Source organism: Phycicoccus avicenniae (assembly GCF_018139485.1).
In the GTDB taxonomy this organism is placed as follows: Bacteria; Actinomycetota; Actinomycetes; order Actinomycetales; family Dermatophilaceae; genus Phycicoccus; species Phycicoccus avicenniae.
Window position 1 is genome coordinate 1 of record NZ_JAGSNF010000009.1, and the last position, 23,053, is coordinate 23,053.

The following is a 23,053-nucleotide window of genomic DNA, read 5'->3' on the forward strand; positions in this document are numbered from 1 at the left end:
CCCCGCCCCGGCTCTCCTCGTTCCACCCGCCCAGAAAGGTGGCGACATGACGTCCGTCGTCCTCGGGTCAGCTCCGGCGTTCCTCCCCGAGCCCCTCCTCCGCGCCTCGAGCGTCCCCGGCAAGTTCGCGCTCATGCTCTTCGCGATCCTCGTCTTCGCGGCGATCTTCGGCCTCATCCTCTTTCTCGCGACCTTCTTCAAGGGGCGCAGCGGCGAGCGGTGGCAGGGAATGCTCTTCGCCCTCCCCGCCGTCGGACTCCTCGCCGTCGGCCTCGTCTACCCGGCGCTGCGCACCATCAACCAGTCCTTCAAGGGCCGCACCGCCGACGGGCCCTACTCGCTGGACAACTACGTGACGATGTTCACCTCGCCCGAGCTGCTGCTGGTGCTGCGGAACACCGCGATCTGGGTCGTCTTCGTCCCGTTCGTCGCGACCGCCGTCGGCCTGCTCTACGCGATCCTCGTCGACCGCGCCCGCGGCGAGGCGTTCGCCAAGGCCCTCGTCTTTCTCCCCATGGCCATCTCCATGGTCGGCGCGAGCCTCATCTGGAAGTTCGTCTACGAGTTCCGCCCGACCTCGCGGCCGCAGACCGGTCTGCTCAACGCGATCTTCAAGCTCTTCGGGCTCGAGACCCGCCAATGGCTGCTCGACGCCCCGCTCAACACGCTCATGCTCATCGTCGTCATGGTGTGGATCCAGGCCGGGTTCGCGATGACGATCCTCTCCGCCGCGATCAAGGCCATCCCCGACGACATCATCGAGGCCGCCCGCCTCGACGGGGTGAGCGGCCTGCGGATGTTCCGCTACATCACGCTGCCGAGCATCCGCCCGGCGGTCGTCGTCGTCCTCACGACGATCGGGATCGCGACGATGAAGATCTTCGACATCGTCCGGACGATGACCGGTGGCCAGTTCGACACCTCGGTCGTCGCCTACGAGTTCTACAACCAGATCTTCCGGTTCAACGCGCCCGGGGTCGGCGCCGCCCTCGCGGTGCTCCTCTTCGTCCTCGTCATCCCGGTCGTCACCTACAACGTCGTGCAGATGCGGAAGGAGGCCTGACGATGAGCACCCTCGAGCCCACCGCCACGCCCGAGAACGTCTCCCGGGAGATGGAGGAGACGACCGAGAAGAAGGGGCCGAAGCGCAAGCAGTCCGCCACCGGCACGGCCGCCAGTGCCCTGTCCTCGCGGGGCGCGTCGTTCGTCGCCGTCCTCATCGCGGTCCTGTGGACCACGCCCACCGTCGGCCTGCTCATCACCTCCTTCCGCAGCCAGCGAGACATCCAGACGAGCGGCTGGTGGACGTTCTGGCAGAACCCGTCCGGGCTGACCCTCGACAACTACGCCGAGGCGCTCGCTCCCGGCAGCAGCCAGGGCCTGGCGCAGTACTTCGTCAACACGATCGTCATCACCCTCCCCGCGGTCGTGCTGCCGATCTTCCTCGCCTCGCTCGCCGCGTACGCGTTCGCGTGGATGCCCTTCCCCGGGCGCGACGCGCTGTTCGTCGCGGTGTTCGCCCTCCAGATCGTCCCGATCCAGATCGCGCTCGTGCCGCTGCTCGACATCTACGTCAACAGCCTCGGGTTCGGTGCGTCGTACTGGAGCGTGTGGCTGTCGCACACGATCTTCGCGCTGCCGCTCGCGACGTTCCTCATCCACAACTTCATGCGCGAGCTCCCTGCGGAGCTCATCGAGGCGGCACGGGTCGACGGCGCCGGGCACGTGGGGATCTTCTTCAAGATCCTCCTGCCCCTGCTCACGCCCGCGCTCGCCGCGTTCGGCATCTTCCAGTTCCTGTGGGTGTGGAACGACCTGCTCGTCTCCCTCGTGTTCCTCGGCGGGACGCCCGACGTGGCGCCGATCACGGTGCGGATCGCCGAGCTCGCCGGGTCGCGCGGCAGCGCGTGGTACCTGCTGTCGGCGGGCGCCTTCATCGGGATGATCGTGCCGGTCGTGGTGTTCCTCGCCCTCCAGCGGTTCTTCGTCCGCGGCCTGCTCGCCGGCGGTCTCAAGGGCTGAGCGAACCGGGGCCGCTCGTCGGCCCCGTGGACGAGGAGGTCCGATGAGCACGATCACGGACGTGGCGCGGGTGGCCGGGGTCTCGGTGGCCACGGTCTCCCGCGCCCTCCGTGGTCTGGACCGGGTATCCCCGGCCACCCGGCAGCGGGTGCTCGAGGTGGCGGCCGAGCTGCAGTACGTCGCCTCCCCCACGGCGACCTCGCTGGCCTCCGGCCGGACCAGGGTCGTCGCGGTGTGCGCACCGTTCCTCAGCCGGTGGTTCTTCGCGACGCTCGTGAGCGCCATCGAGAAGGAGCTGCGTTCCCAGGACCACCACGCGATCCTCTTCGACCTGGAGAACGACGACTACCACTCCCGGCTGCCGCTGACCCAGAACATGCTGTGGAAGCGGGTCGACGGGATCATCGCGCTCGACGTCACGATGACGGACGAGGAGATCGACCTCCTCGACCGGCTCGGCCTGCCCGTCGTGGCGATCGGCGCGAGCATCCCGGGCCGGCCGTGCGTGCGGATCGACGACTCGGCCGCGATGCGCACCGCCGTCGAGCACCTCATCGGCCTGGGACACCGGCGGATCGCCTACATCGGTGACGTGCCGCCGCACGTCCCGCACGTGCGCACCCCGCGCGACCGGATCCACGCCTTCACCGACGTCATGGCCGAGGCCGACCTGCCCGTGGAGCCGTCCTGGGTCCTCGGATCGGACTGGACCGCCCAGGCCGCCGCCGCCGACAGCGCGGCCGTGCTCACCGGCTCCCCCCGCCCGACCGCCATCGTCGCCGCGTCGGACGAGATGGCCATCGGCGTGCGCGAGACGGCCCGGCGGCTCGGCCTGCGCGTGCCGCAGGACGTGTCGGTCGTCGGGATCGACGACTTCCAGCTGTCCGACGTCCTCGGGATCACCACCGTGCGCCAGGACGTCACCGCCCAGGGGCGGGCCGCGGCCCGGCTGCTGCTGGACCGGCTGCTCGAGGACCGCGTGTGCACCGGCGACCTCGTCCTGCCGACCGAGCTCGTCGTGCGCGAGTCGACCGGACCGGCCCCCTCGGACTGACGGCGATCGGCCGGCGGGGCTCAGGCGTCGATGCGCTCGGTGTCGAGCCGGTCGGCGCTGTCGATGATGAAGTCCCGGCGCGGGGCGACCTCACCGCCCATGAGCAGCTCGAAGACCGTCGAGGCGGACTCGATGTCCCGCAGCGTCACCTTGCGCAGGGTCCGCTGGCGCGGGTCCATCGTCGTCTCCGCGAGCTGGTCGGCGTCCATCTCGCCGAGGCCCTTGTAGCGCTGCATCGGCTTGACCTTCTTGTTGCGCCGCTGCAGCGAGGACATGGTCCGGCGCATCTCGGCCTCGGAGTAGGTGTAGATCACCTCGTTGGCCTTGCTGCCGGGGTTCACGACCTCGATGCGGTGCAGCGGCGGCACCGCGGCGTAGACCCGGCCGGCCTCGACGAGCGGGCGCATGTAGCGGAAGAAGAGGGTGAGCAGGAGGGTGCGGATGTGGGCGCCGTCGACGTCGGCGTCGGTCATGATGATGACCTTGCCGTAGCGGGCCGACTCGAGGTCGAAGGTGCGTCCGGACCCCGCCCCGATGACCTGGATGATCGCCGCGCACTCGGCGTTGCCGAGCATGTCGGTGACCGAGGCCTTCTGGACGTTGAGGATCTTCCCGCGGATCGGCAGCAGGGCCTGGTGGTCGCTGCTGCGGGCGAGCTTGGCGGTGCCCAGGGCGCTGTCGCCCTCGACGATGAACAGCTCGGTGTTCTCGGGGTCGCTGCTGCGGCAGTCGGCGAGCTTGGCCGGCAGCGACGAGGACTCCAGGGCGGTCTTGCGGCGCTGGGTCTCCTTGTGCAGCCGGGCGCTGATCCGCGACTTCATCTCGGCGACGACCTTCTCGAGGACGCTCGCCGCCTGCTGCTTGGCCGGCCGCTTCGTGCTCGTGAGGAAGGACGTCAGCTCGGTCTCGAGGACCTTGCTGACGATCTGCCGGACCGCGGAGGTCCCGAGGACCTCCTTGGTCTGCCCCTCGAACTGGGGCTCGGCGAGACGGACGGTGACGACGGCCGTGAGCCCCGCGAGGACGTCGTCCTTCTCGACCTTGTCGGTACCGGCCTTGAGGCGCCGCGCGTTGGCCGCGACCTGGGACCGCAGCACCTTGAGCATCGACTGCTCGAACCCGGCGACATGGGTGCCGCCCTTGGGGGTCGCGATGATGTTGACGAACGAGCGCAGCGTCGTGTCGTAGCCGGTGCCCCACCGCAGCGCGATGTCGACACCGCACTCGCGCTCGACCTCGGTCGGGACCATGTGGCCCTTGCCGTCCAGGACCGGGACGGTCTCGGTGAAGGTGCCGGTGCCCTGGAGGCGCCAGGTGTCGGTGACCGGGGCGTCGGGCGCGAGGTAGTCGCAGAACTCGGAGATGCCCCCGTCGTGGAGGAAGACCTCCTCGGTCGGCTCCTCGCCCCGCTCGTCGCGGATCACGATGGTCAGGCCGGGGACGAGGAAGGAGGTCTGCCGCGCCCGGCCGACGAGCCCGTCGAGGTCGAAGGCAGCGTCCTTGAGGAAGATCTGCCCGTCGGCCCAGTACCGGACCCGGGTGCCCGTGACACCGCGCTTGGCCTTGCCGATGACCGACAGGTCGCTCGTGCTCGTGTACGGGGTGAAGTCGTGCCCGGGGTCCTTGCGGCCCTGGGCGCCGGCGACGTCGGAGAACACCCCGGGCTCGCCGCGTCGGAAGCTCATCGCGTACGTCTTGCCGCCCCGGTCGACCTCGACGTCGAGCCGGGCGGAGAGGGCGTTGACGACGGACGCGCCGACGCCGTGGAGGCCGCCGGAGGCGGTGTAGCTGCCACCACCGAACTTCCCGCCCGCGTGGAGGCGGGTGTAGACGAGCTCGACGCCGGTGAGGCCGGTCCGGGGCTCGATGTCGACGGGGACGCCGCGGCCGTTGTCCCGCACCTCGACCGACCCGTCGGCGTGCAGGAGGACCTCGACCCGGTCGCAGTGCCCGCCGAGGGCCTCGTCGACGGCGTTGTCGATGATCTCCCAGAGGCAGTGCATCAGCCCGCGGGAGTCGGTGGACCCGATGTACATCCCGGGGCGCTTGCGCACGGCCTCGAGGCCCTCGAGCACCTGGAGGTGGTGGGCGTCGTACTCGGACGCGGACTTGCTCGTCGCGGTCTTCTTCGCAGCGGTCGTCGGCACGCCCCGAGGCTAGCCGCCGCCACCGACGAGCCCTCGGAGGGCACACCGGCCCACGCCGGGCGCCGTCCGGCCGAGGCGCCGGGGCCCGGAAGGTCACGATCCGGTGACCACCGCGGCGCTCGTCACCCCGCTGCCACGCGGGAAGCATCCGGCGTGCTTGACTGTTGTGCATATCGACGATCCGGAACGGGTCGCCGTGCCGAACCCCAGGCACGAACCGAGCACCCGAGGAGGCCGACGTGAACGCCACCCTGGCACCCGCCCTGTCCCCCGCGGACCGCTGCGACCGCTGCGGAGCCCAGGCCTACGTGCGGGCCCGCCTGCACGCCGGTGGCGAGCTGCTGTTCTGCGCTCACCACGGCCGCGAGCACACCCCCGCACTCGCCGACAAGGCCGAGATCCTCGACGAGAGCGACCGGCTCCACGAGCCCGAGCCCTCCGTCGCCGGCTCCGACGACTGACCGACCCCACCCTTCCCGGAGCGACCTGAGCCGTCGACGTGGACGACATCGCTGCGGACGTCTGGCTCGTCCTTCCCCCGCTGCTCATCCTCGTCGGGCTCTTCGGCATCGTCGTGCCGGTCCTGCCGGGGATGCTGCTCATCGTCGCGGGGATGTTGACCTTCGCCCTCGTCGAGCAGTCCGTGCTCGGCTGGGTCCTGCTCGCGCTCACCGTGCTCGTCGCGGGCACCGGCCAGGTCCTGCAGTACCTCGTGCCCGGGCGTCGGATGCGTGAGCGGGGTGTGCGGACCTCGACCCTCGTCCTCGCGGTGGCGTTGGCCATCGTCGGGTTTTTCGTCATCCCCGTGGTCGGGGCCCTCGTGGGGTTCGTCGGCGGGATCTGGCTCGTCGAGACCGGCCGGGGGGCCGCACGGGGCGAGGCGTGGCGCCGCACCCGCCACGCCGTCGTCGCGGTCGCACAGTCGATCGGGATCGAGCTCGTCGCCGGGCTGTCGATCGCCGGGCTCTACGTCGTCGGCGCCGTCATCGGCGCGACGACGGGCTGACCCTCGTCCCGGGACCGGTCAGGGGTTGTTCTCGCGGCGCTCCCAGCGCTCGTCGAGCCGGTCCATGAAGCCACCCCTGCGGCGGGAGCGGGCCTGCTTGCCGGTGGAAGGCCGCGAGACGCTGCCGTCCTCGCCGACGACACCGAGCTTGCTCTTGCGCGGTGGGGTCGCGGCGTAGACGGCGGAGGCGACCATGACGGCGAAGCCGACGGCACCCACCCACATCGTCGTGTTGACCCCCACGAGGACGAGACCGAGACCGGCGACGACCCCGACACCCCCGACGATCCATCGGCGGCGCTGGAGCGAGGCGAGCGCCCGACCCTGCATCTGCGATGCGAACTTGGGGTCCTCGGCGGCGAGCGCCTGCTCCATCTGGTCGAGCATCTTCTGCTCGTGGTCGGAGAGGGGCACAGATCCTCCCGGTCGTCGGCCAGGGACGCCCGGCGGACGCCCCACGTTGTCCCTGAACCCTCAGGATAAGTCCCCTGGTCGCCGCACGGAAGTCGATGTGACAGGTTCGATGAGACTGGCCGGTCGCACGACCCCGGCGCCGAACCGGGCCCGGGCCCGGTCGGCCGCCCGCTCCGCGTCCCGCCAGCCGTGCTCGGGCTCGCCGATGACGCCCTGGACCGGGGCCTGCTCGAGCGGGACGAGCCCGCTGACCCGCACCCCGACGAGCCGGATCCGGGCCCGCTGGAGGCCGAGACCGTCGAAGAGGGCGGTCGCCGTCGCGTGGAGGGTCCGGCCGCTGTCCGTCGGCTCCGGGAGGGTGCGCGAGCGGGTGATCGTCGTGAAGTCGCTGAACCGCACCCGGATCGTCACCGTCCGCCCGGTCGTGCGGGCGGCGCGCATCCGGCCGGCGGTGCGCTCGCTCACCGCGAGCAGCCGCCGACGGACGAGGACCGCGTCGTCGAGGTCGGCGGCGAAGGTCTCGTCGCTGCCGATGCTGCGCTCGCGCTGCTCCCGCTCGACGGGGCGGGGGTCGCGGCCCCACGAGAGCTCGTGGAGGTGGCGTCCGGTCGCGGTCCCGAGGGCCCGCTCGAGGGTCGAGCGGGGGGTGTGCGCGATGTCGGCGACGGTCCGCAGCCCGAGGCGCACGAGCGCTTCCTCGGTCCGCTCCCCCACCCCCCACAGCGCGCCGACCGGCAGCTGCTGGACGAAGGGGACGACCTCGTCACGGGGGACGACGACCATGCCGTCCGGCTTGGCGAGGGTCGAGGCGAGCTTGGCGACGACCTTCGTCGGGGCGACGCCGACCGAGCAGGTGATGCCCTGCTCGTCGTGGACGGTGTCGCGGATGTGGCGGCCGATCGTCGCCGGCCCGCCGAGCCGGCGCAGCGCCCCGGAGACGTCGAGGAACGCCTCGTCGAGGGAGAGCGGCTCGACGACGGGGGTCACCGAGCGGAAGGTCTCCATGACCCCGGCGGAGATCGCCGCGTAGAGGTCGTGGTCGGGCCGCAGCACCGTCGCCTGCGGGCACAGCCGCCGGGCCCGCCCCATCGGCATCGCCGAGGTGACCCCGAACCGGCGGGCCTCGTACGTCGCGGAGAGGACGACCCCGCGGGTGCCGCCACCGACGATGACCGGGGTGCCGACGAGGTGCGGGTGGGCGAGGAGGGTCGCCGAGGCGTAGAAGGCGTCCATGTCGACGTGGAGGACGGTGCAGCCGGTGTCGTCCGGCGGGGTGTCGACCCGGCGTTCGGGGAGGGCGAACTGCCGCCGGGTCATCGCGCCCACCCCGTCCGGGAGGCGAGTGCGCGAGCAGCGCCGGTGGGACGGACCCGTGCAGGGTCGGGACGTGCGGGGTCGGGACGAGTGGGGTCGGCGCGGGTCCGGCCGGCGCGAGTGGGGTCAGCCCGTCGTCGCGAGGACGTGGAGGGCGCTGCCGAGCCCGCCGAGGAGCGGGTGCCCGTCGGCGGAGACGGCGGCCTCCTCGAGGGCGGCGAGGGCGGCCCGGTCGGCCTCGGAGTCCTGGACCGCGGGCGGGACGAGGTCGGCGAAGACCCGCACGCCCTGGACGTGGACCGGCTCGAGGCCGTGCTCGCGCAGCAGCCCGAGGACCGCGTCCTCGTCGAACCGGCGCGGCGACGGGTCGTCGTCGCCCCACCGGCCGTCGGGGCGGGTGAGGACGGCCCGGGCCCGGTCGAGCTGGCCGGCCATCGCCCGGGCGAGGACGGCGTGCAGCCGCTGGGCGACGACGAGCGAGAACGTGCCCCCGGGGGCGAGCAGCGCGGCGACGGCGCCGACGGCCGCGGCCGGGTCGTCGACGACCTCGAGGGTGCCGTGGAGGCAGACGAGGTCGAACCCGCCGTCGGTGTCGCCGACGAGGTCGCGGACGGTGTCGGCGTCGCCCTGCAGCGCCCGGACCCGGTCCTCGACCCCGTGCTCGGTGGCCCGGCGGCGGAGCGAGAAGAGGGCGTCCGGGCTGGGGTCGACGACGGTGATCGAGTGCCCGGCGACGGCGAGCGGGACGGCCGTGCCGCCGGTGCCGCCGCCGAGGTCGAGGACGCGCAGCGGCCGGCCGAGCGAGGCGGAGCGCTCCTGGGCGTGGGTGTCGAGGACCCGCTGGACGACACCGGTCCGGGTCGCTCCACGACGGGATCGGCCACGGTCGTCGGCCACGGGAGGTCTCCTCGCTGCGGGTGGGGCGCGCGGGGCGCCGGGGTCGGCCCCACCCTAGTGTCCGGAGCTTCCGGGGCTGGCGTGCCACAGCTTGCGGGTCGGCAGCCCGGGCCCGCTCGGCGTGCCGCGCCCGGCGCGCGGGTCGGCCCCCGGCGGGCGGGTGTCGGCGTACGGGGACTGGCGGAACCCCGAGGCGTGGACGAGGACCCGGCGACCGGAGTGCTCGGCGGCCTCGCGGGCGGCGGCGTCGGCGGCCTCCGCCCGGGCGACCGCGTCGGCCTCCCCCGCGGCGATCGCGCGCCGGACGGCGTCGAGCCCGCCGAGCTGCCAGGCGTCCCAGAGCGCGGCGAGCTCCCAGGCCCCCGTCGCCCGGATCGACACCCCGCGGTCCCCCGTCCGGCGCAGCACCCCGCGCACGAGGAGCATCCAGCTGTGGAAGACGACCCCGGCGTAGGGGCCCTGGACGTCCTCGAAGAAGGTGCAGTCCGACGGCCCGGTGCCGTCGTCGAGGGTGAGGAAGACGACCCGGCGCCCGGAGCGCACCGGCGGGGTCTGGGTCGCGACCTTGACTCCCGCGACCCACACCTCGCTGCGGCTGCGGGAGGAGAGCAGGTCACGGCTGGGCGCCACCCCGAGCGCCCCGAGGAGCGGGGCGTAGAACGAGGCGACGTGCGCCGAGGCGTCGAGGCCGAGGACGTCGAGCTCGGCGCGGACCCGCTCGGCGCCGGTCATCTCGGGCAGGCCGCTGCCGCGCACGAGCCGGGGCTCGTCGCCGAGGTCGAGGGCCAACTGGGTCGGCTGCTGCTCCGGGGGGACGACGTCACGGGCGGCCCGGGACTGGGCCGCCGCCCGCTGCCGGACGTCGGTCCCCGCGCTCTCGACGTCGGCGACCGCGGACGTCGGCAGCGGCGTGCGGGCCCGGCCGCGCCGGCTCCCGCGTCCGCCGCGTCCGGTCGCGCGGTCCCAGCGGTCGAGCTCGGCGACGTGGAGCAGCAGGTCGCGACGGGTCACCCGGCCACGCCGACCGAGCCCGCCGGTGCCCGTCCCGTGGAGGGAGTCGAAGGCCCCGGCGAGGACGAGCCGCTCGAGCACCGGGCGGCTCACCCGGGCCCGGGTGAAGAAGTCGCGCAGGTCGGCGTACGGGCGCCCGGCGACGGCGCGGGCGACCTCGGCCTCGCTGATCCCCTTGACGTCGGCGAGCGAGAGCCGGATGCCGTACGGCTGCGGGTCGCGCTTCCAGCCGGGCACCCCGCGCGGCGTCGCTCCCCCGTCGGGACGGTCGGGCCGGTCGGGGGGCTCGGGATGGCCGGGGTGCTCGGGGTCGACCGGCTCGATCCGGTACGTGTCGTCGGAGGCGTTGACGTCGAGGCCGAGGACGGGGATGCCGAAGCTGCGGGCGTCGTCGAGGAGCAGCCGCTTGGGGTACATCCCCGGGTCGTGGGTGAGGATCCCCGCGAGGAAGGCCGCCGGGTGGTGGGTCTTGAGCCACGCCGAGTGGTACGTCGGCAGCGCGAACGCCGCCGCGTGCGCCTTGCAGAACCCGAAGGAGGCGAAGCTGCGCAGCACCTCCCAGATCCGGTCCCGCTCCTCCGCCGTGTACCCGCGGGCCTGCGCCGCCGGACGCCACCACGCCTCGACGTCCTCCTGCCCCTGCGGGGTGCCCATGCTGCGGCGGACCTCGTCGGCCTGGGCGAGGGTGACCCCGGTCGTCTCGGCGACGATGAGCAGCACCTGCTCGTGGAAGACGACGACCCCCTCGGTCTCCTCGAGCGCCGGGACGAGGCTCGGGTGGAGGAAGCGCCGCTCGCGCCAGCCGTGCCGGGACTCCAGGAACGGGGTGATCATGTCCGACTTCACCGGCCCGGGCCGGAAGAGGGAGATGTCGACGACGAGGTCCTCGAACTCCGTCGGGCCGAGCTTGCCGACGAGCTCGCGCTGGCCGGGGCTCTCGATCTGGAACATCCCGAGCGTGCGGGTCGTGCGGATGAGCTCGAAGGTGTCGGGGTCGTCGAGCGGCACCTGCGCCTCGTCGTCGAGGTCGACGCGCTCGCCGGTGACCCGCTCGACCTCGGCGACGGCGTGCGCCATCGAGGACTGCATCCGGATGCCGAGGACGTCGAGCTTGAGGAAGCCGAGCGTCTCGACGTCGTCCTTGTCGAACTGGCTCATCGGGAAGCCGAGCCAGCTCGCCTCGACGGGCGTGCGGTCGAGCATCCCGGCGTTGGACAGCACGACCCCGCACGGGTGGAGCGCGATGTGCCGGGGCAGCCCGTCGAGCGCCTCGACGAGGTCGAAGAAGGTGGTCAGCCGCGGGGAGTCGAGGCCGCGGCTGCGCAGCTCCGGGAGGTCGGCGATGGCGTTGCGGGCGTCCTTGGCCCGGATGTGCGGGAAGGCCTTGGCGATCTCGTCGACCTCGGTCGGGGCCATCCCGAGCGCCGCCCCGACGTCGCGGACGGCGTGCCGCACCTTGTAGGTGTCCATCATCGACACGCACGTGACGCGGTCGCCGCCGAACCGGTCGAGGACCGCCTCGTAGATCTCGGTGCGCCGGGCGGACTCGACGTCGACGTCGATGTCCGGCAGCTCGGCGCGCAGCGGGGAGCAGAAGCGCTCCATGAGCAGGTGGTAGCGGATCGGGTCGACGCCGCTGATCCCGAGCAGGTGGTTGACGAGGCTGCCGGCCCCCGAGCCGCGGGCCGCGACCCGGACCCCGCGCGCCCGGACGAGGTCGGTGACCTCGGCGACGGTGAGGAAGTACGTGGGGTAGCCGAGCGAGCGGATGACGGTGAGCTCGGCGTCGAGCCGGTCGTGGACGACCCGCAGATCGGCCTCGGACGCCCCGGGGTAGCGCCGCCCGATGCCGTCACGGCAGCGCCGGGTCAGCTCGTCCATCGGGTCGGTACCGGGCTCGATGTCCAGGACCTCCGGCTCCGGGAGGTGGACGGCGCCGATGCCGAGGTCGTCGCGGGCGTGCTGGACGCACTCGCCGGCGAGGACGCCGGTCATCGCGAGCAGCCGGTCCGCCCGGGCCGTGTCGCCGGAGGTCACCGTGAGCGCGCGGTCGCGCATCGCGTCGGTTCCCGCGAGGTGCCCGGCGTCGGTGACCCGGTCGAGGTGGCGGGAGTCGAGGACGACGAGCCGGCGGGAGGCGTCGAGGACGTCGACGGTGCGGACCTGGCCGGGCTCGGCGTGCCGGACGGCGGCGGACAGCACCGCCGGGACCCCGGCGGCGTCGGCGAGGCCGAGCAGCCGGGCGGCGTGCGCCCGCGAGCCGGGGGTGCCCTCGGGCCCGCCGTGGAGGACGACCTCGACGACGAGCCCGTCGCGCGGCAGCAGCGCCCGCCAGCGGCCGAGGAGGTCGCGGGCCCGCCCGGCGTCCCCGGCGAGGGCCGCCCGCCCCACGTCGGAGTCCAGGCCGAGGAGGACGGTGAGCCGCGCCGGCCCGTCGTCGCCCGCCCCCTCGCCGTCCGTCCCGTCGGCGACACCGTCGCGGGCGTGGCGGGCGAGGAGGTCGGGCGTCGTCACGGGCACCCCGCGCTCGCCCCGCAGGTGGGTCGCGGTGACGAGCCGGCACAGCGCCGCCCAGCCCCGTCCCGCCGCGACACCGCCGCCCCGCCCGCGGGCGAGCACGGTGACCCGGGGCAGCCGGGGGTCGACGATCTCCCCGCCGCGGACCGGGGTGCGGGTCCGCGGCGGCGGGGCGCCGGGCAGCAGGTCGGCGACGGCGAGGTCGACGCCGAGCACCGGGTCGACCCCGGCGGCGCCGCAGGCCTGCGCGAAGCGGACCGCGCCGTAGAGGCCGTCCCGGTCGGTGAGGGCGAGGGCGGACTGCCCGAGCTCGGCGGCGCGGGCGACGAGCGCCTCGGGCTGCGAGGCGCCGTAGCGCATCGAGAACCCGGAGGCGACGTGGAGGTGGGCGAAGGAGTCGGCGCCGGTCATCGGCACCTCAGGCGGAGCGGACCGGCACGAGCCGGCGGCCGGCGGGGTGCGCGACCGGGACGCCGAGACGGGCCGCGACGAGGTCGACGAAGGTCTCGGCGTCCCGCAGCAGGTCGTCGGCCTCGCGGGCGCCGACCCGGGCGACGCCGGTCTCGACGAGGACCCGGTGGCCGGTGACGGCGGCGAACCGCTCGGCCCACTCGGCGAGGTCGGGGGCGGTGCGGGCGGTGAGCGCCCAGACGTCGTGCGGGCCGGCGCCGGGAGTGTCGTGGTCGACCGGCCGGGCGGCGAGCAGGGCGGCGGCGGCCCGCAGCGCGGCGAGCGAGGCGTCGAGGTAGCGGGCGGAGGCGGACGGGACGAGGTAGCCCGAGGTCACGGCCTCGCGGGAGCGTTCGAGCAGGTCGAGGGTGGTGGCGGCGTGCGGCATCGGTGTGTCGTCTCCTCAGTCGTGGGCCCGCAGGAGGAGCCAGTGGTCGTCGTCGCGGCCGAGGTCGAACACCCCGACCGTCCCCGCCGGCGGGCGCGCCTCGACCCGCCACACCCGCCGCTCGGTGTCCGGGGCCCCGCCCGGGTGCTCCCCCACCTCGCGCCACCAGGCGCGACGCTCCTGCCAGGAGTCGAGGACGGCGCACACGGCGTACCGGCGCCCCCGCCAGACGAAGGAGCGCGGGCCCTCCTCGACCGCCGTCCCCGCCGTCCCCGTCGCCCCCCGGATGCCGGGACCCGGACCCGCCGCGACCTCGAGCGGCTCGTCGTGCCGACGTGCCATGGTGTCCTTCCGGTGGGCAGGCCGGAGCACCCGACGGGCACCCGCCCGCCGGCCGAACCGGTCGGTGAATGGTCGAACACGTGTTCGACCAGACCTCCACTGTAGCCCCGTCCCCCGACACCCCGTCAAGCGGTTCGGGACGCCTCCGCGAGGTCCCGCAGGGTGAGCAGCTGGCGCCGCGCCATGACGAGGTCACCGACCGCGACGACCGGCGCCAGCGCCCTCCCCCGGGCCATGACGAGCTTGATCAGCAGCCGCGTCCCGGCCGCGCCCTCGACGCCGTCGGTCGGGTCGAGCCGGTACGACATGACGGCCCCGAGGATCCGTCCGGTGAGCTGACGGCCGGGGTCGACGGCGAGGACCTCGCCCTGCGGCCGGCCGGCCGTCGCGGTGAACGGCTCCCCCACCCGCGGCGGGTCGAGCCCGAGCAGCCGCCGCGGCGAGCGCCGGCCGAGGTTGTCGAGCAGATCGTAGGAGTAGGGCGCGACGCGGATCTGCGTCACCCACGGCCACACGACCTCCGGCGGCGCGGCGACGGACACCCCGCGCCAGCAGGCGAGGACCGGGTCGGTGACGAGGTCGTCGCACGCGAACCGGGAGGCGACCTCGGCGTCCGTGACGCCCCACCGCTCGCCGACCATCAGCGCGGCTGGATCTCCCCCATCGGGACGAACCCGTCGACCTCCTCGGCGTCGACGTAGATGATCTGCGGCTGGGCGGAGACGATGTCCGGCATCGCCGACATGAACCGCTCGACGTGCGGCTGGGCCATGTGCTCCTTGCCGGCGGCGTCGTCGCGGAAGCCCTCGATGCACACGAAGGTGCGCGGCTCGTCGACGCTCTCGGAGAACTCGAAGAAGACGTTGCCGGGCTCGGCGGTCACGGCCTCGACGTAGTCCCGGGACAGCTCGCGCCACTGCTCCAGCCGGTCCTCGCGGATCGGGAACTTCACGGTGATGAGGATCATCGGGCACTCCTGGGTCTCGGCGGTCGGACCCGCTCGTCCGGACGCGGGTGCGTCGGTCCGAGGATGGCACGACACGTCCGGCCCGCGGTCGGTCCGCCCCGTCCGCGGTCGCCGGTCACTACGCTCCCCGCATGACGAGCGACGACGCGACCGCCCCACGGCGGGACCTCACGGCCCACCCGCACGTCGCCGCTGTGCTCGACGTGCTCCGGGTGCACGGCATCGACCCCGAGCTGCGCCAGCTGCCCGACGCCGTCCGCACCGCGCAGGCCGCCGCCGACGCCCTCGGCATCACCCCGGCCGAGATCGCCAACAGCCTCGTCTTCGACGCGACGACCGCCGACGGCGCCCACGAGCCGGTCCTCGTCCTCGCCTCCGGCGGTCACCGGGTCGACACCGCGAAGGTCGCCGCGCTGCTCGGCATCGACGCCCTCGACCGGGCCGACCCGGCGTTCGTCCGGGCGCACACCGGGATGGCGATCGGCGGCGTCGGCCCGGTCGGGCACCCGGCGCCGCTGCGGACCGTCGTCGACGTGACCCTCGGCCGCTACGACACGGTCTGGGCCGCGGCCGGCCACAGCCACACGGTCTTCGCGACGACGTACGACGAGCTGATCCGGGTGACCGGCGGCTCCCCGATGGACGTCGCCTGACCCGCCTCGCCTCCTCAGTCGCCCTCTATGTCGCGGTCCACGGCGCACGAGTGGACGCGATCACGACGAGTACTGCGCCGTAGGTCGCGACACAGGGGGCGTCAGGGGACGAGGACGACCCGTCCGGCGGCGCTCCCGTCGGCCGTCGCGCGCCAGCCGTCGGCGACGCGGTCCAGCGGCAGCACCTCGTGGGTCACATGCAGCCGGCCGGCGGCCGCGTGGTCGACGACGGTCCGCAGCACCTCCGCCCGACGCTGCGGGGTGAGAGCGTTGTTCGTGTACCCGAGGACCGCCGCGGACCGGCTGCGGACGGTCGCGGAGTCGACCGTGACCGCCGGCCCGGCGCTGCTGCCGAGGTTGACGAGCCGTCCCCCGTCGGCCAGCGCCCCGACGGCCGCCGTGCCGGGCACCCCCGCGAGAGGGTCGACGACGACGTCGATGGGCCCCTCTGCGGCCTCGACGAGCCGCGACGTCAGGTCGGCCGCGTCCTCACCGTCGACGAGCGGCACGACGACGTCGGCCCCGCTGGCGACCGCCGCCTCCCGGGCGCGCTCCGAGCGGGCGGCGGCGACGACCCGACGGGCGCCGAGCAGCCGGGCCGCCTGCACGGCGACCTGGCCGACGACCCCACCGGCGCCGAGGACGAGGACCGACTCCCCCGCGGCCAGCCGGGCGCGGCCCTCCAGCACCTCCCACGCGGCAACGGCGGACAGCCCGAGGGCGGCGACGACGGGGTCCGGCACGTCGGCGTCGACGGCCATGACCGACCCCTCGGCGGCGACGGCGAGATCGGCCATGCCCCCGTCACCGGGCGCCATCCCCGCGGGCGAGGCGAACCAGACCCGGCGCCCGACGAGACCGTTCGGCCCCTCGCGGACGACGCCGACGCCCTGCACGCCGGGGACGTACGGCAGCGCCGGCGCGCCGAAGTAGGACCGCCCGCCGGCGCACAGCAGGTCGAGCGGGGTGATCGCCGCGGCGGTCACCGCGACGAGCACCTCGCCGTCGCCGGCGACCGGGTCGGGACGCTCGAGGACCTCGGGGTGCGCCCCGTGCGCCGTGACGGTGGCGGCCCGCATCACGTCGTGATGTCCGGGTACGGCAGGGACAGGTGGGCCAGCGCCTCCCCGTACGCCTTCTGGTAGGCGAGTGGCTCGTCGTGGTCGCGCTCGAACATCGCGATGAAGAGGGTGAGCGTGAGGAAGGGGTGGGCGCCCATCTCGAAGAGGGCGACGTGGTCGTGGTCGCGCAGCGCCGTCCGCTCCTCGTCGGTGAAGGCGAGCCACGTGCTGCGCTCGTCGTCGATGCAGCCGAGGATCCGGTTCGCCTGCGTCTCCTCCCACCACGCGACCGTGCCGTCGGGGTCCTCCCGGTATCGCTCGACGAGGTCGGGGTCGCGGTCGATGGTGAAGAGGAACTTGTCGACGAGGTACTTGCTCATGCCGGGGCTCCTTCGGGGTACCAGGTGAAGTAGGCCTCCATCGTGTGGAAGAGGTCGAGGGAGTCGACGTGGTCGGCCCGCACCCCGTCGCCGGCGGCGCCCATCATGAGCATGAAGTCCATGAACCCGTGGGTCGCGTTGCCGGGGGCGTGGAGGCTGTCGAGCGTGACCTCGGCGAGGCAGCCCTCGACGTCGCCGCTCGCGATCCACTCGACGGCCTTGCGGTCGAACTCCGGGTCGGGGCCGTGCGGCCCGAACTGGCGGGGCCCGCCGAGCTCGAGGGAGAGGTGCCCGGTGCCGATGATGGCGACGCGCTGGTCGCTCGGCCAGAACTCGACGAGCGCCCGGATCTGCCGTCCGAGCTCGACGAAGCGCTTCGGCTGCGGCAGCGGCGGCGCGAAGATGTTCGTGTAGATGGGGACGATCGGCAGGTCGGCCTCGGGGCGCAGCGTGATGATCGGGCACGTCACGGAGTGGTCGATCCGCAGCTCGTTGCTGAACGCGAGGTCGAACCCGGAGTCCAGGCCCCCGCGCAGGATGTGCGAGGACAGCTCCTCGTGGCCCTCGAGCCGGAACCGCGGCAGCCCGAACTCGCGCTCCTCGTTGTACCAGTTGGCGTCGTAGACCGGCGCCTTGCCGACGAGGAACTGCGGCATGTTGTCGAGCCACAGCTGGTGGAAGTGGTCGCTGCCGACCATGACGAGGACGTCGGGCCGGGCCCGGGTCAGCGTCTCGCGGAAGCGCTCGATCTTGGCCACCCACTCGTCGGCGAACGGCGGGCGCTCGTCCCCGACGGACCGGCTCGCCCGGTAGTAGAACGGGTGGTGCGTCGAGGCGATGACGGCGACGACCTTCGCCATTGAGGGTCTCCTTCGAGGACGGTGGGGCCGGGAGGGGGGTCAGGACGTGGGGTCGACGTACTCGGCGTTGCGGTCGACGGCGAGGTAGGCGTCCATGCCGATCGGACGGCGCCGCTCCTCGGCGAGCTGGCCGAGCAGGCCGGCGCAGCGGGCGAGGAGGGCGAACCCGCGGAGCATCTCGACGGGCAGGCCGAGGTCGGCGAGGGCCGCCCCGCACACCCCGGCGCCGTTGAGCGGCAGCCGCCGTCCGAGCACCTGGTCGTGGACGCGGCCGACGGCCTCGAACAGCCGCAGGTGGGGGCCGCGCAGACCCTCCTCCTCGGCGATGCCGACGAGCACGGGGGTGCGCGGGTCGCCCTGCTTGTGGACGGGGTGACCGAGCCCGGGGACGTACCGGCCGGCCTCCTTCGTGCGGCGCACCGCGTCGAGGGCGACGGCGTCCCAGCCGGCGTCGTCGGTCGGCAGGTCCTCGCCGAGGTCGTCGAGGACGGCGTGGAGGAACTGTCCGCAGTCCTCGGTGACGCCGAGGAAGCGGGACCCGCCGCCGAGCAGCCCGGCCGCGAGCGCGCCCTGGAGCGAGTCGGGGGCGGACAGGTAGGTGAGCCGGGCGGCGATGGCGGTCGGGGTGAAGCCGTGGTCGGCGAGGGCGACGAGGACGGACTCGAAGACCCGCACCTCGCCGGCGGTGGGGCGGCGCATCGCGACGAGCCAGAACGCGAGCTCACCGAAGCCGACCCGGCCCATGAGGTCCCCGGTGAGGTCCTGGCCGAGCAGCCGGATCTCGTCGGCGGTCGAGGTGCCGAGCGAGGTCGGGTAGGTCGTCATCGGTCCTCCGTCGTCGGGATGTCCGTGGTGGCGGTGTCGGTCGGGGTGTTGGTGGGCGTCGCGAGCCACCGGCGGATGTCCTCGCCGTGCTCGTCGAGGCCGGGCGGCGGCAGGTCGTAGCGGGCCTGGCTCTCGGAGAACCGGATCGGGTTGCGGACCGACGGGACGGCGGCGTCGCCCTCGCCGACGACGACGACCGGGTCGAGGCCCACCTCCTCGGCGAACCGGACGCCCCCGTCGATCGTGTTGATCGGCCCGCACGGCACCCCGGCGGCGATGATGTCGCGGAACCAGTCCATCGCGTCGCGGGTCCGCAGCCGCTCGACGAGCAGGGGACGCAGCTCGTCGCGGTTCGCGGTGCGGTCCTCGTTGCGGGCGAAGCGCGGGTCGTCGGCGAGGTCCGGGACGCCGAGCACCTCGACGAGGCGGCGGAACTGGGTGTTGTTGCCCGCGGTGACGATGAGGTCGCGGTCGGCGCACGGCAGCGGCTCGTAGGGGAAGAGGCTCGGGTGGCTGTTGCCCATCCGGGTCGGGACGACGCCCCCGGCGACGAAGGCGCTCGACTGGTTGACGAGCCCGGACAGTGCCGACGACAGGAGGTTGACCTCGACGTGCTGACCGCGGCCCGTCTCGTGCCGGGCGTTGAGCGCCGCGAGCGTCCCGATCGTCGCGTGCAGCCCGGCCATGACGTCGAAGACCGAGATGCCGGCCCGGTACGGCTCGCCGTCGGGGCTGCCGGTGAGGCTCATGAGGCCCGAGATCGCCTGGACGATGAGGTCGTAGCCCGGCAGGTCGCGCCCGCCCTCGCCGCTGCCGAACCCGCTGATCGAGGCGTAGACGATGCCGGGGTTGTCCCGCGCGACGGTGTCGTAGTCGAGGCCGAAGCGGGCGAGGCCGCCGGGCTTGAAGTTCTCGAGGAGGACGTCGGCGCGCCGGGCGAGCTCCTGGGCGAGCGCCCGGTCCCCCTCGTCCTTGAGGTCGAGGGCGACGGAGCGCTTGTTGCGGTTGACCCCGAGGTAGTACGTCGAGACGCCCTCGCGGACCGGGGGGCTCCACGTCCGGGTGTCGTCGCCGCCGGGCGACTCGACCTTGACGACCTCGGCGCCGAGGTCCGCGAGGAGCATCGAGGCGTAGGGCCCGGCGAGGATGCGGGAGAAGTCGGCGACGAGCAGCCCCGCCAGCGGTCCGGTCCCGGTCGACATCGGCGTCGCCCCTTCGAGGTCGTCGTGGTGACTCGTCACGGATGCGGACATCTGTCCGTTCATCTGCTGTCCATCGTCGACGGCACGCGACCGCCGTGTCAAGGGTCGACTTACGACCGCGCCGCCGACCTCTTGACAGGCCGCTCGCCGACCGACGACAGTGTCTTCCCATCGGCGTGTCCGTTCAGCGGACAAGCGTCCGACATCGACGACGATGGGAGACACGATGACTCACGACGAGGTGGCCGGAGCTCCGGCGGTACTGTTCCGCGGCGGCACGGTCCTCACGATGGACGACGCGCACACCGTGCTGGAGGACGCCGACGTGCTCGTCGTGGGCGACCGCATCGCCGAGGTCGGGACCGGCCTCTCCGGGCCGGACGGCACGCTCGAGGTCGACGCGAGCGGCGGCATCGTCATGCCGGGCATGGTCGACACCCACCGGCACATGTGGCAGACCGCGATGCGCGGCTACGGCGCCGACTGGACGCTCACCCAGTACTTCGTCTGGTACTACCTCGAGAGCGGGAAGCACTTCCGGCCCGAGGACGTCCACACCGGCAACCTCCTCTCCGCCTGGGAGTCGCTCGAGGCGGGCGTGACGACGACCGTCGACTGGTCGCACGGCCTGCAGACCCTCGACCACGCCGAGGCCGCCGTCGACGCGCTCGCCGCCGTCCCCGGGCGGTTCGTCCTCGCGTACGGCAACATCCAAGCCGGCCCGTGGGAGTGGAGCGCCGACCCCGGCCTGCGGTCCTTCCTCGACCGCCGCCGCGGCGACCTCTACGGCTGGCAGCTGGCGTTCGACGTCACCGGCGACCCCGCCTTCCCGGAGAAGGCCGCGTTCGAGGCGGCCCGCGACCTGGGCCTGCCGGTGACGACGCACGCCGGTGTCTGGGGCGCGACGAACGACGACGGCATCCGGCTCATGACCGACCACGGGTTCGCCGACGAGTCGACGGTCTACGTCCACGCCGCGACGCTGTCCGCCGACAGCTACCACCGGATCGCCGCGACCGGCGGCTCTGTGTCGGTCTCGACCGAGTCCGAGCAGAGCGCCGGCCAGGGCTACCCACCCACCTGGCAGGTCCGCAAGCACGACATCCCCGTGTCGCTGTCGATGGACACGAGCGTGTGGTGGAGCGGTGACCTGTTCTCCGCGATGCGCACGACGCTCGGCGCCGACCGGTCCCGCGAGCACCTCGAGGCGCACGCCACCGGCGACACGGTGACGAACGTCCACCTGCGCGCCGAGCAGGTGGTCGACTGGGCCACCCGCGGCGGGGCGAAGGCGCTCGGGGCGGACGAGCTCGGCCGGCTCACGCCCGGCGCCAAGGGTGACGTCGTCCTCCTGCGCAACGACCACTCCCCCGTGTCGTTCCCGATGCTCAACCCGTACGGCCACGTCGCGTTCCAGGCCCAGCGCGGGGACGTGCATACCGTCGTCGTCGACGGCCGGGTCGTCAAGCACGACGGCCGGCTCGTCGGGGTCGACCTCGCCGACCTGCGGCGCCGCGCCGAGGCGACGGTCGAGCACCTGCGCGACGTCATGGGCGAGGAGGCGTGGACGGCGGGGATGCACCCGGCGATGCCGGACGGCGACGACAAGGTCCTCGACAACCCGTACCAGTACACGGACTTCCGCACCGACACGACGCTCGCGCGCGGCAGCATCTTCGGCGAGCCGGGCGCGGGCGAGGCGTAGGGCGGCGCCCCCGGGCGTAGGGTCGCGCGGACAGTCCGGGCGAGGCGGAAGGAGAGCACGATGGCAGGCCGTGGCCGCGGTCCCGACTTCGTCGAGGCCCTCGCGCGGGGCATCGACGTCCTCACGTGCTTCGACGCCGCCCACCCCCGCCGCTCGCTGAGCGAGGTCGCCGTCGCGACCGACCTCGCGCGACCCACCGCCCGCCGGCTGCTGCTCACCCTCGAGGAGCTCGGGCTCGTCCGCCAGGACGACGGGCAGTACGCCCTCACCCCGCGGGTGCTCTCGCTCGGGACGGCGTACGTGTCCTCGCTCGGGCTGTGGGACATCGCCCGCCCGCGGATGGAGTGGCTCGTCTCGCGCACCGGTGAGTCCTCGTCGATGGCCCAGCTCGACGGGTCGGACATCGTCTACGTCGCCCGCGTCGCGGTGCCGAAGATCATCGCGCTTCGGGTCGAGATCGGGACGCGCTTCCCGTCGCCCCCGACCTCGCAGGGCAAGGTGCTGCTCGCCGGCCTGCCGCCGGAGCGGCTCGAGGAGGCGCTCGCCACCCCGTCGCGCTCGAACGTCGCGGCGCGGGCCCGGTGGGACGCCGACGCCCTCGCCGACGAGCTGCGGGCGGTCCGGGCCCGGGGCTGGGCGCTCGCCGACGAGGAGCTCGCCGCCGGGGTGCGCTCCGTCGCGGTCCCGGTCCGGGACGGAAGCGGGGCGGTCCTTGCGGCGATGAACGTCACCGTGCACGCGGCCGAGACCTCCGTCGAGACGCTCGTCGACGACTACCTGCCGCTCCTGCAGCGCGCGGCGAGCGAGGTCAGCGAGGACTGGGCGCTCTGGCAGGCCCGTCCGCAGGTCGAGGCGCCGGCGGCCGAGAGCCGCGTCGAGCTCGCCTGACCCGGACCCTGGCGTCAGAGGCCGAGGGCGTCGTGCACCTCGAGCGTCGCCGTCGAGCGGTTCATCGTGATGAAGTGCAGCCCCGGCGCGCCCTCGTCGAGCATCCGCCGGCCGAGCTCGGCGGCGATCGCCACCCCGACCGCCCGGACGGCCGCCGGGTCGTCCTTGACGGCCTCAAGCCGCTCGACGACCGTCGGCGGCAGCGGGATGCCCATGAGCTCGGACATCCGCTGGATCTGCCGGTAGCTCGTCACCGGCATGAGCCCCGGGGTCACCGGCAGCTCACGGCGGGCGGCGACCCGGTCGCGCAGCCGCAGGTAGGTGTCGGCGTCGAAGACCATCTGGGTCACGGCGAACGTCGCGCCGGCGTCGGCCTTGCGGACGAGCATCTCGACGTCGTGGTCGAGGTCGGGGCTGTCCGGGTGGACGTCCGGGAACGCGGCGACCCCGACGGTGAAGTCACCGAGCGTGCGCACGAGCCGGACGAGGTCCTCGGCGTGGTCGAGACCGTCCGGGTGGGCGGTCCACCGCCCCCGGACGTCGCCCGGCGGGTCGCCCCGCAGCGCGAGGACGTTGCGCACCCCGGAGGCGGCGTAGTGGCCGACGACACGGCGCAGCTGCTCGACCGACTGCCCGACGCACGTGAGGTGCGCGAGCGGGGTGAGCGAGGTCTCCTCGGCGATCCGGGCGGTGACCCGCACCGTCCGGTCCTGGCTCGTCCCCCCGGCGCCGTACGTCACCGACACGAAGGCCGGGCGGACCCGCTCGAGCCGACGGACGGCGTCCCACAGGTGAGCCTCGGCGGCGTCGTCCTTCGGCGGGAAGAACTCGAAGCTCACCGACGGCCGGGCCCCGCGGAGGTGGTCGGGGATCGACGCCACGAGGTGTGCCGGGCGGGTCCCGGGAGCGCGCTGCGTCATGGCGGCGAGGGTACGCGAGCCCCGACGCCG

General features: G+C 73.8%; 23 protein-coding genes. 8 read left to right on the forward strand and 15 right to left on the reverse strand.

Annotated features, from left to right (window positions below):
- Window positions 1-46 precede the first annotated feature (46 nt).
- Genes KC207_RS07305 through KC207_RS07315 form a run of 3 tightly spaced genes read left to right on the forward strand, consistent with a single transcriptional unit; the run spans window position 47 to window position 3,076 of the window.
- Entirely contained in the window at window positions 47-1,063 is a 1,017-nt protein-coding gene (locus KC207_RS07305; RefSeq protein WP_249138615.1) for a carbohydrate ABC transporter permease, read from the forward strand.
- Window positions 1,064-1,065: 2 nt separating this feature from the next.
- Window positions 1,066-2,022 carry a carbohydrate ABC transporter permease gene (locus tag KC207_RS07310; protein WP_211602360.1) on the forward strand — a complete coding sequence of 319 codons (957 nt, stop codon included), beginning with the start codon at window positions 1,066-1,068 and terminating at the stop codon, window positions 2,020-2,022.
- Window positions 2,023-2,065: 43 nt separating this feature from the next.
- Window positions 2,066-3,076 carry a LacI family DNA-binding transcriptional regulator gene (locus KC207_RS07315; protein ID WP_211602361.1) on the forward strand — a complete coding sequence of 337 codons (1,011 nt, stop codon included), beginning with the start codon at window positions 2,066-2,068 and terminating at the stop codon, window positions 3,074-3,076.
- Window positions 3,077-3,096: 20 nt separating this feature from the next.
- Here KC207_RS07315 and KC207_RS07320 read toward each other — a convergent pair whose 3' ends face one another.
- Window positions 3,097-5,223 (reverse strand): DNA gyrase/topoisomerase IV subunit B, encoded by a 2,127-nt coding sequence (locus KC207_RS07320; protein ID WP_211602362.1) that lies wholly within the window; start codon window positions 5,221-5,223, stop codon window positions 3,097-3,099.
- A 239-nt stretch (window positions 5,224-5,462) separates the two neighbouring features.
- Here KC207_RS07320 and KC207_RS07325 point away from each other — a divergent pair, with 239 nt between their 5' ends.
- Both KC207_RS07325 and KC207_RS07330 read left to right on the forward strand, forming a co-directional pair.
- Complete coding sequence (locus KC207_RS07325; RefSeq protein WP_211602363.1) at window positions 5,463-5,684, forward strand: DUF7455 domain-containing protein; 222 nt, start codon at window positions 5,463-5,465, stop codon at window positions 5,682-5,684.
- 38 nt (window positions 5,685-5,722) lie between these two features.
- Window positions 5,723-6,229, forward strand: a complete 507-nt coding sequence (locus KC207_RS07330) for a DUF456 domain-containing protein (RefSeq protein WP_211602364.1) — start codon at window positions 5,723-5,725, stop codon at window positions 6,227-6,229.
- 18 nt (window positions 6,230-6,247) lie between these two features.
- On the opposite strand, the gene KC207_RS07335 is transcribed toward KC207_RS07330, so the two are convergent.
- From KC207_RS07335 to KC207_RS07370, 8 genes are all read right to left on the reverse strand, one after another.
- Window positions 6,248-6,643: an SCO2097 family morphological protein gene (locus KC207_RS07335; RefSeq protein ID WP_211602365.1), complete on the reverse strand. Its 396-nt coding sequence runs from the start codon at window positions 6,641-6,643 to the stop codon at window positions 6,248-6,250.
- A 60-nt stretch (window positions 6,644-6,703) separates the two neighbouring features.
- Window positions 6,704-7,960: a DNA polymerase IV gene (gene dinB, locus KC207_RS07340; protein WP_211602366.1), complete on the reverse strand. Its 1,257-nt coding sequence runs from the start codon at window positions 7,958-7,960 to the stop codon at window positions 6,704-6,706.
- 123 nt (window positions 7,961-8,083) lie between these two features.
- Window positions 8,084-8,854: a class I SAM-dependent methyltransferase gene (locus KC207_RS07345; protein ID WP_211602367.1), complete on the reverse strand. Its 771-nt coding sequence runs from the start codon at window positions 8,852-8,854 to the stop codon at window positions 8,084-8,086.
- A 54-nt stretch (window positions 8,855-8,908) separates the two neighbouring features.
- Complete coding sequence (locus tag KC207_RS07350) at window positions 8,909-12,793, reverse strand: DNA polymerase III subunit alpha (RefSeq protein ID WP_211602368.1); 3,885 nt, start codon at window positions 12,791-12,793, stop codon at window positions 8,909-8,911.
- A gap of 7 nt (window positions 12,794-12,800) precedes the next feature.
- Window positions 12,801-13,220 (reverse strand): SAV_6107 family HEPN domain-containing protein, encoded by a 420-nt coding sequence (locus tag KC207_RS07355; RefSeq protein WP_211602369.1) that lies wholly within the window; start codon window positions 13,218-13,220, stop codon window positions 12,801-12,803.
- Window positions 13,221-13,235: 15 nt separating this feature from the next.
- Window positions 13,236-13,562 carry a DUF6504 family protein gene (locus KC207_RS07360; protein WP_211602370.1) on the reverse strand — a complete coding sequence of 109 codons (327 nt, stop codon included), beginning with the start codon at window positions 13,560-13,562 and terminating at the stop codon, window positions 13,236-13,238.
- A 125-nt stretch (window positions 13,563-13,687) separates the two neighbouring features.
- A complete protein-coding gene (locus KC207_RS07365; protein WP_211602371.1) occupies window positions 13,688-14,203 on the reverse strand; it encodes an SRPBCC family protein in 516 nt (171 codons plus the stop codon).
- Window positions 14,203-14,529: a putative quinol monooxygenase gene (locus KC207_RS07370; RefSeq protein ID WP_211602372.1), complete on the reverse strand. Its 327-nt coding sequence runs from the start codon at window positions 14,527-14,529 to the stop codon at window positions 14,203-14,205. The genes KC207_RS07365 and KC207_RS07370 overlap by 1 nt, the downstream gene beginning before the upstream one ends.
- A 131-nt stretch (window positions 14,530-14,660) precedes the next feature.
- On the opposite strand from KC207_RS07370, the gene KC207_RS07375 reads away from it, so the two are divergent.
- On the forward strand, window positions 14,661-15,182 hold the full coding sequence (locus KC207_RS07375; protein WP_211602373.1) for a YbaK/EbsC family protein: 522 nt from the start codon (window positions 14,661-14,663) through the stop codon (window positions 15,180-15,182).
- Between the two features lie 101 nt (window positions 15,183-15,283).
- Here KC207_RS07375 and KC207_RS07380 read toward each other — a convergent pair whose 3' ends face one another.
- From KC207_RS07380 to KC207_RS07400, 5 genes are read right to left on the reverse strand one after another with little or no spacing between them, the layout of a single operon-like run.
- Entirely contained in the window at window positions 15,284-16,261 is a 978-nt protein-coding gene (locus tag KC207_RS07380; RefSeq protein ID WP_211602374.1) for a quinone oxidoreductase family protein, read from the reverse strand.
- Window positions 16,261-16,623 carry a hypothetical protein gene (locus KC207_RS07385; RefSeq protein ID WP_211602375.1) on the reverse strand — a complete coding sequence of 121 codons (363 nt, stop codon included), beginning with the start codon at window positions 16,621-16,623 and terminating at the stop codon, window positions 16,261-16,263. Before KC207_RS07385 ends, KC207_RS07380 begins: the two co-directional genes overlap by 1 nt.
- Entirely contained in the window at window positions 16,620-17,483 is an 864-nt protein-coding gene (locus tag KC207_RS07390; protein ID WP_211602376.1) for a DODA-type extradiol aromatic ring-opening family dioxygenase, read from the reverse strand. The genes KC207_RS07385 and KC207_RS07390 overlap by 4 nt, the downstream gene beginning before the upstream one ends.
- A gap of 39 nt (window positions 17,484-17,522) precedes the next feature.
- Window positions 17,523-18,308, reverse strand: a complete 786-nt coding sequence (locus KC207_RS07395) for a citryl-CoA lyase (protein ID WP_211602377.1) — start codon at window positions 18,306-18,308, stop codon at window positions 17,523-17,525.
- Window positions 18,305-19,561: a CaiB/BaiF CoA transferase family protein gene (locus tag KC207_RS07400; RefSeq protein WP_249138616.1), complete on the reverse strand. Its 1,257-nt coding sequence runs from the start codon at window positions 19,559-19,561 to the stop codon at window positions 18,305-18,307. The genes KC207_RS07395 and KC207_RS07400 overlap by 4 nt, the downstream gene beginning before the upstream one ends.
- 175 nt (window positions 19,562-19,736) lie before the next feature.
- Between KC207_RS07400 and KC207_RS07405 the strand changes: the two genes are divergently transcribed.
- Both KC207_RS07405 and KC207_RS07410 read left to right on the forward strand, forming a co-directional pair.
- Window positions 19,737-21,215 (forward strand): amidohydrolase family protein, encoded by a 1,479-nt coding sequence (locus KC207_RS07405; protein ID WP_211602378.1) that lies wholly within the window; start codon window positions 19,737-19,739, stop codon window positions 21,213-21,215.
- Window positions 21,216-21,275: 60 nt separating this feature from the next.
- The gene (locus KC207_RS07410; protein ID WP_211602379.1) at window positions 21,276-22,103 is read left to right on the forward strand and encodes an IclR family transcriptional regulator domain-containing protein; all 828 of its coding nucleotides are present in this window, start codon (window positions 21,276-21,278) and stop codon (window positions 22,101-22,103) included.
- Between the two features lie 14 nt (window positions 22,104-22,117).
- Here the strand turns inward: KC207_RS07410 and metF are convergent, their stop codons facing one another.
- Window positions 22,118-23,023 (reverse strand): methylenetetrahydrofolate reductase [NAD(P)H], encoded by a 906-nt coding sequence (metF, locus tag KC207_RS07415; RefSeq protein ID WP_211602380.1) that lies wholly within the window; start codon window positions 23,021-23,023, stop codon window positions 22,118-22,120.
- Window positions 23,024-23,053 lie beyond the last annotated feature (30 nt).

Bases quoted from the DNA above. Each gene is read 5' to 3' on its own strand.
- KC207_RS07305 (WP_249138615.1), top strand. From the start codon at position 47: ATGACGTCCGTCGTCCTCGGGTCAGCTCCGGCGTTCCTCCCCGAGCCC.
- KC207_RS07310 (WP_211602360.1), top strand. From the start codon at position 1,066: ATGAGCACCCTCGAGCCCACCGCCACGCCCGAGAACGTCTCCCGGGAG.
- KC207_RS07315 (WP_211602361.1), top strand. From the start codon at position 2,066: ATGAGCACGATCACGGACGTGGCGCGGGTGGCCGGGGTCTCGGTGGCC.
- dinB (WP_211602366.1), bottom strand. From the start codon at position 7,960: ATGACCCGGCGGCAGTTCGCCCTCCCCGAACGCCGGGTCGACACCCCG.
- KC207_RS07350 (WP_211602368.1), bottom strand. From the start codon at position 12,793: ATGACCGGCGCCGACTCCTTCGCCCACCTCCACGTCGCCTCCGGGTTC.
- KC207_RS07355 (WP_211602369.1), bottom strand. From the start codon at position 13,220: ATGCCGCACGCCGCCACCACCCTCGACCTGCTCGAACGCTCCCGCGAG.
- KC207_RS07360 (WP_211602370.1), bottom strand. From the start codon at position 13,562: ATGGCACGTCGGCACGACGAGCCGCTCGAGGTCGCGGCGGGTCCGGGT.
- KC207_RS07365 (WP_211602371.1), bottom strand. From the start codon at position 14,203: ATGGTCGGCGAGCGGTGGGGCGTCACGGACGCCGAGGTCGCCTCCCGG.
- KC207_RS07370 (WP_211602372.1), bottom strand. From the start codon at position 14,529: ATGATCCTCATCACCGTGAAGTTCCCGATCCGCGAGGACCGGCTGGAG.
- KC207_RS07375 (WP_211602373.1), top strand. From the start codon at position 14,661: ATGACGAGCGACGACGCGACCGCCCCACGGCGGGACCTCACGGCCCAC.
- KC207_RS07380 (WP_211602374.1), bottom strand. From the start codon at position 16,261: ATGCGGGCCGCCACCGTCACGGCGCACGGGGCGCACCCCGAGGTCCTC.
- KC207_RS07385 (WP_211602375.1), bottom strand. From the start codon at position 16,623: ATGAGCAAGTACCTCGTCGACAAGTTCCTCTTCACCATCGACCGCGAC.
- KC207_RS07390 (WP_211602376.1), bottom strand. From the start codon at position 17,483: ATGGCGAAGGTCGTCGCCGTCATCGCCTCGACGCACCACCCGTTCTAC.
- KC207_RS07395 (WP_211602377.1), bottom strand. From the start codon at position 18,308: ATGACGACCTACCCGACCTCGCTCGGCACCTCGACCGCCGACGAGATC.
- KC207_RS07400 (WP_249138616.1), bottom strand. From the start codon at position 19,561: ATGTCCGCATCCGTGACGAGTCACCACGACGACCTCGAAGGGGCGACG.
- KC207_RS07405 (WP_211602378.1), top strand. From the start codon at position 19,737: ATGACTCACGACGAGGTGGCCGGAGCTCCGGCGGTACTGTTCCGCGGC.
- KC207_RS07410 (WP_211602379.1), top strand. From the start codon at position 21,276: ATGGCAGGCCGTGGCCGCGGTCCCGACTTCGTCGAGGCCCTCGCGCGG.
- metF (WP_211602380.1), bottom strand. From the start codon at position 23,023: ATGACGCAGCGCGCTCCCGGGACCCGCCCGGCACACCTCGTGGCGTCG.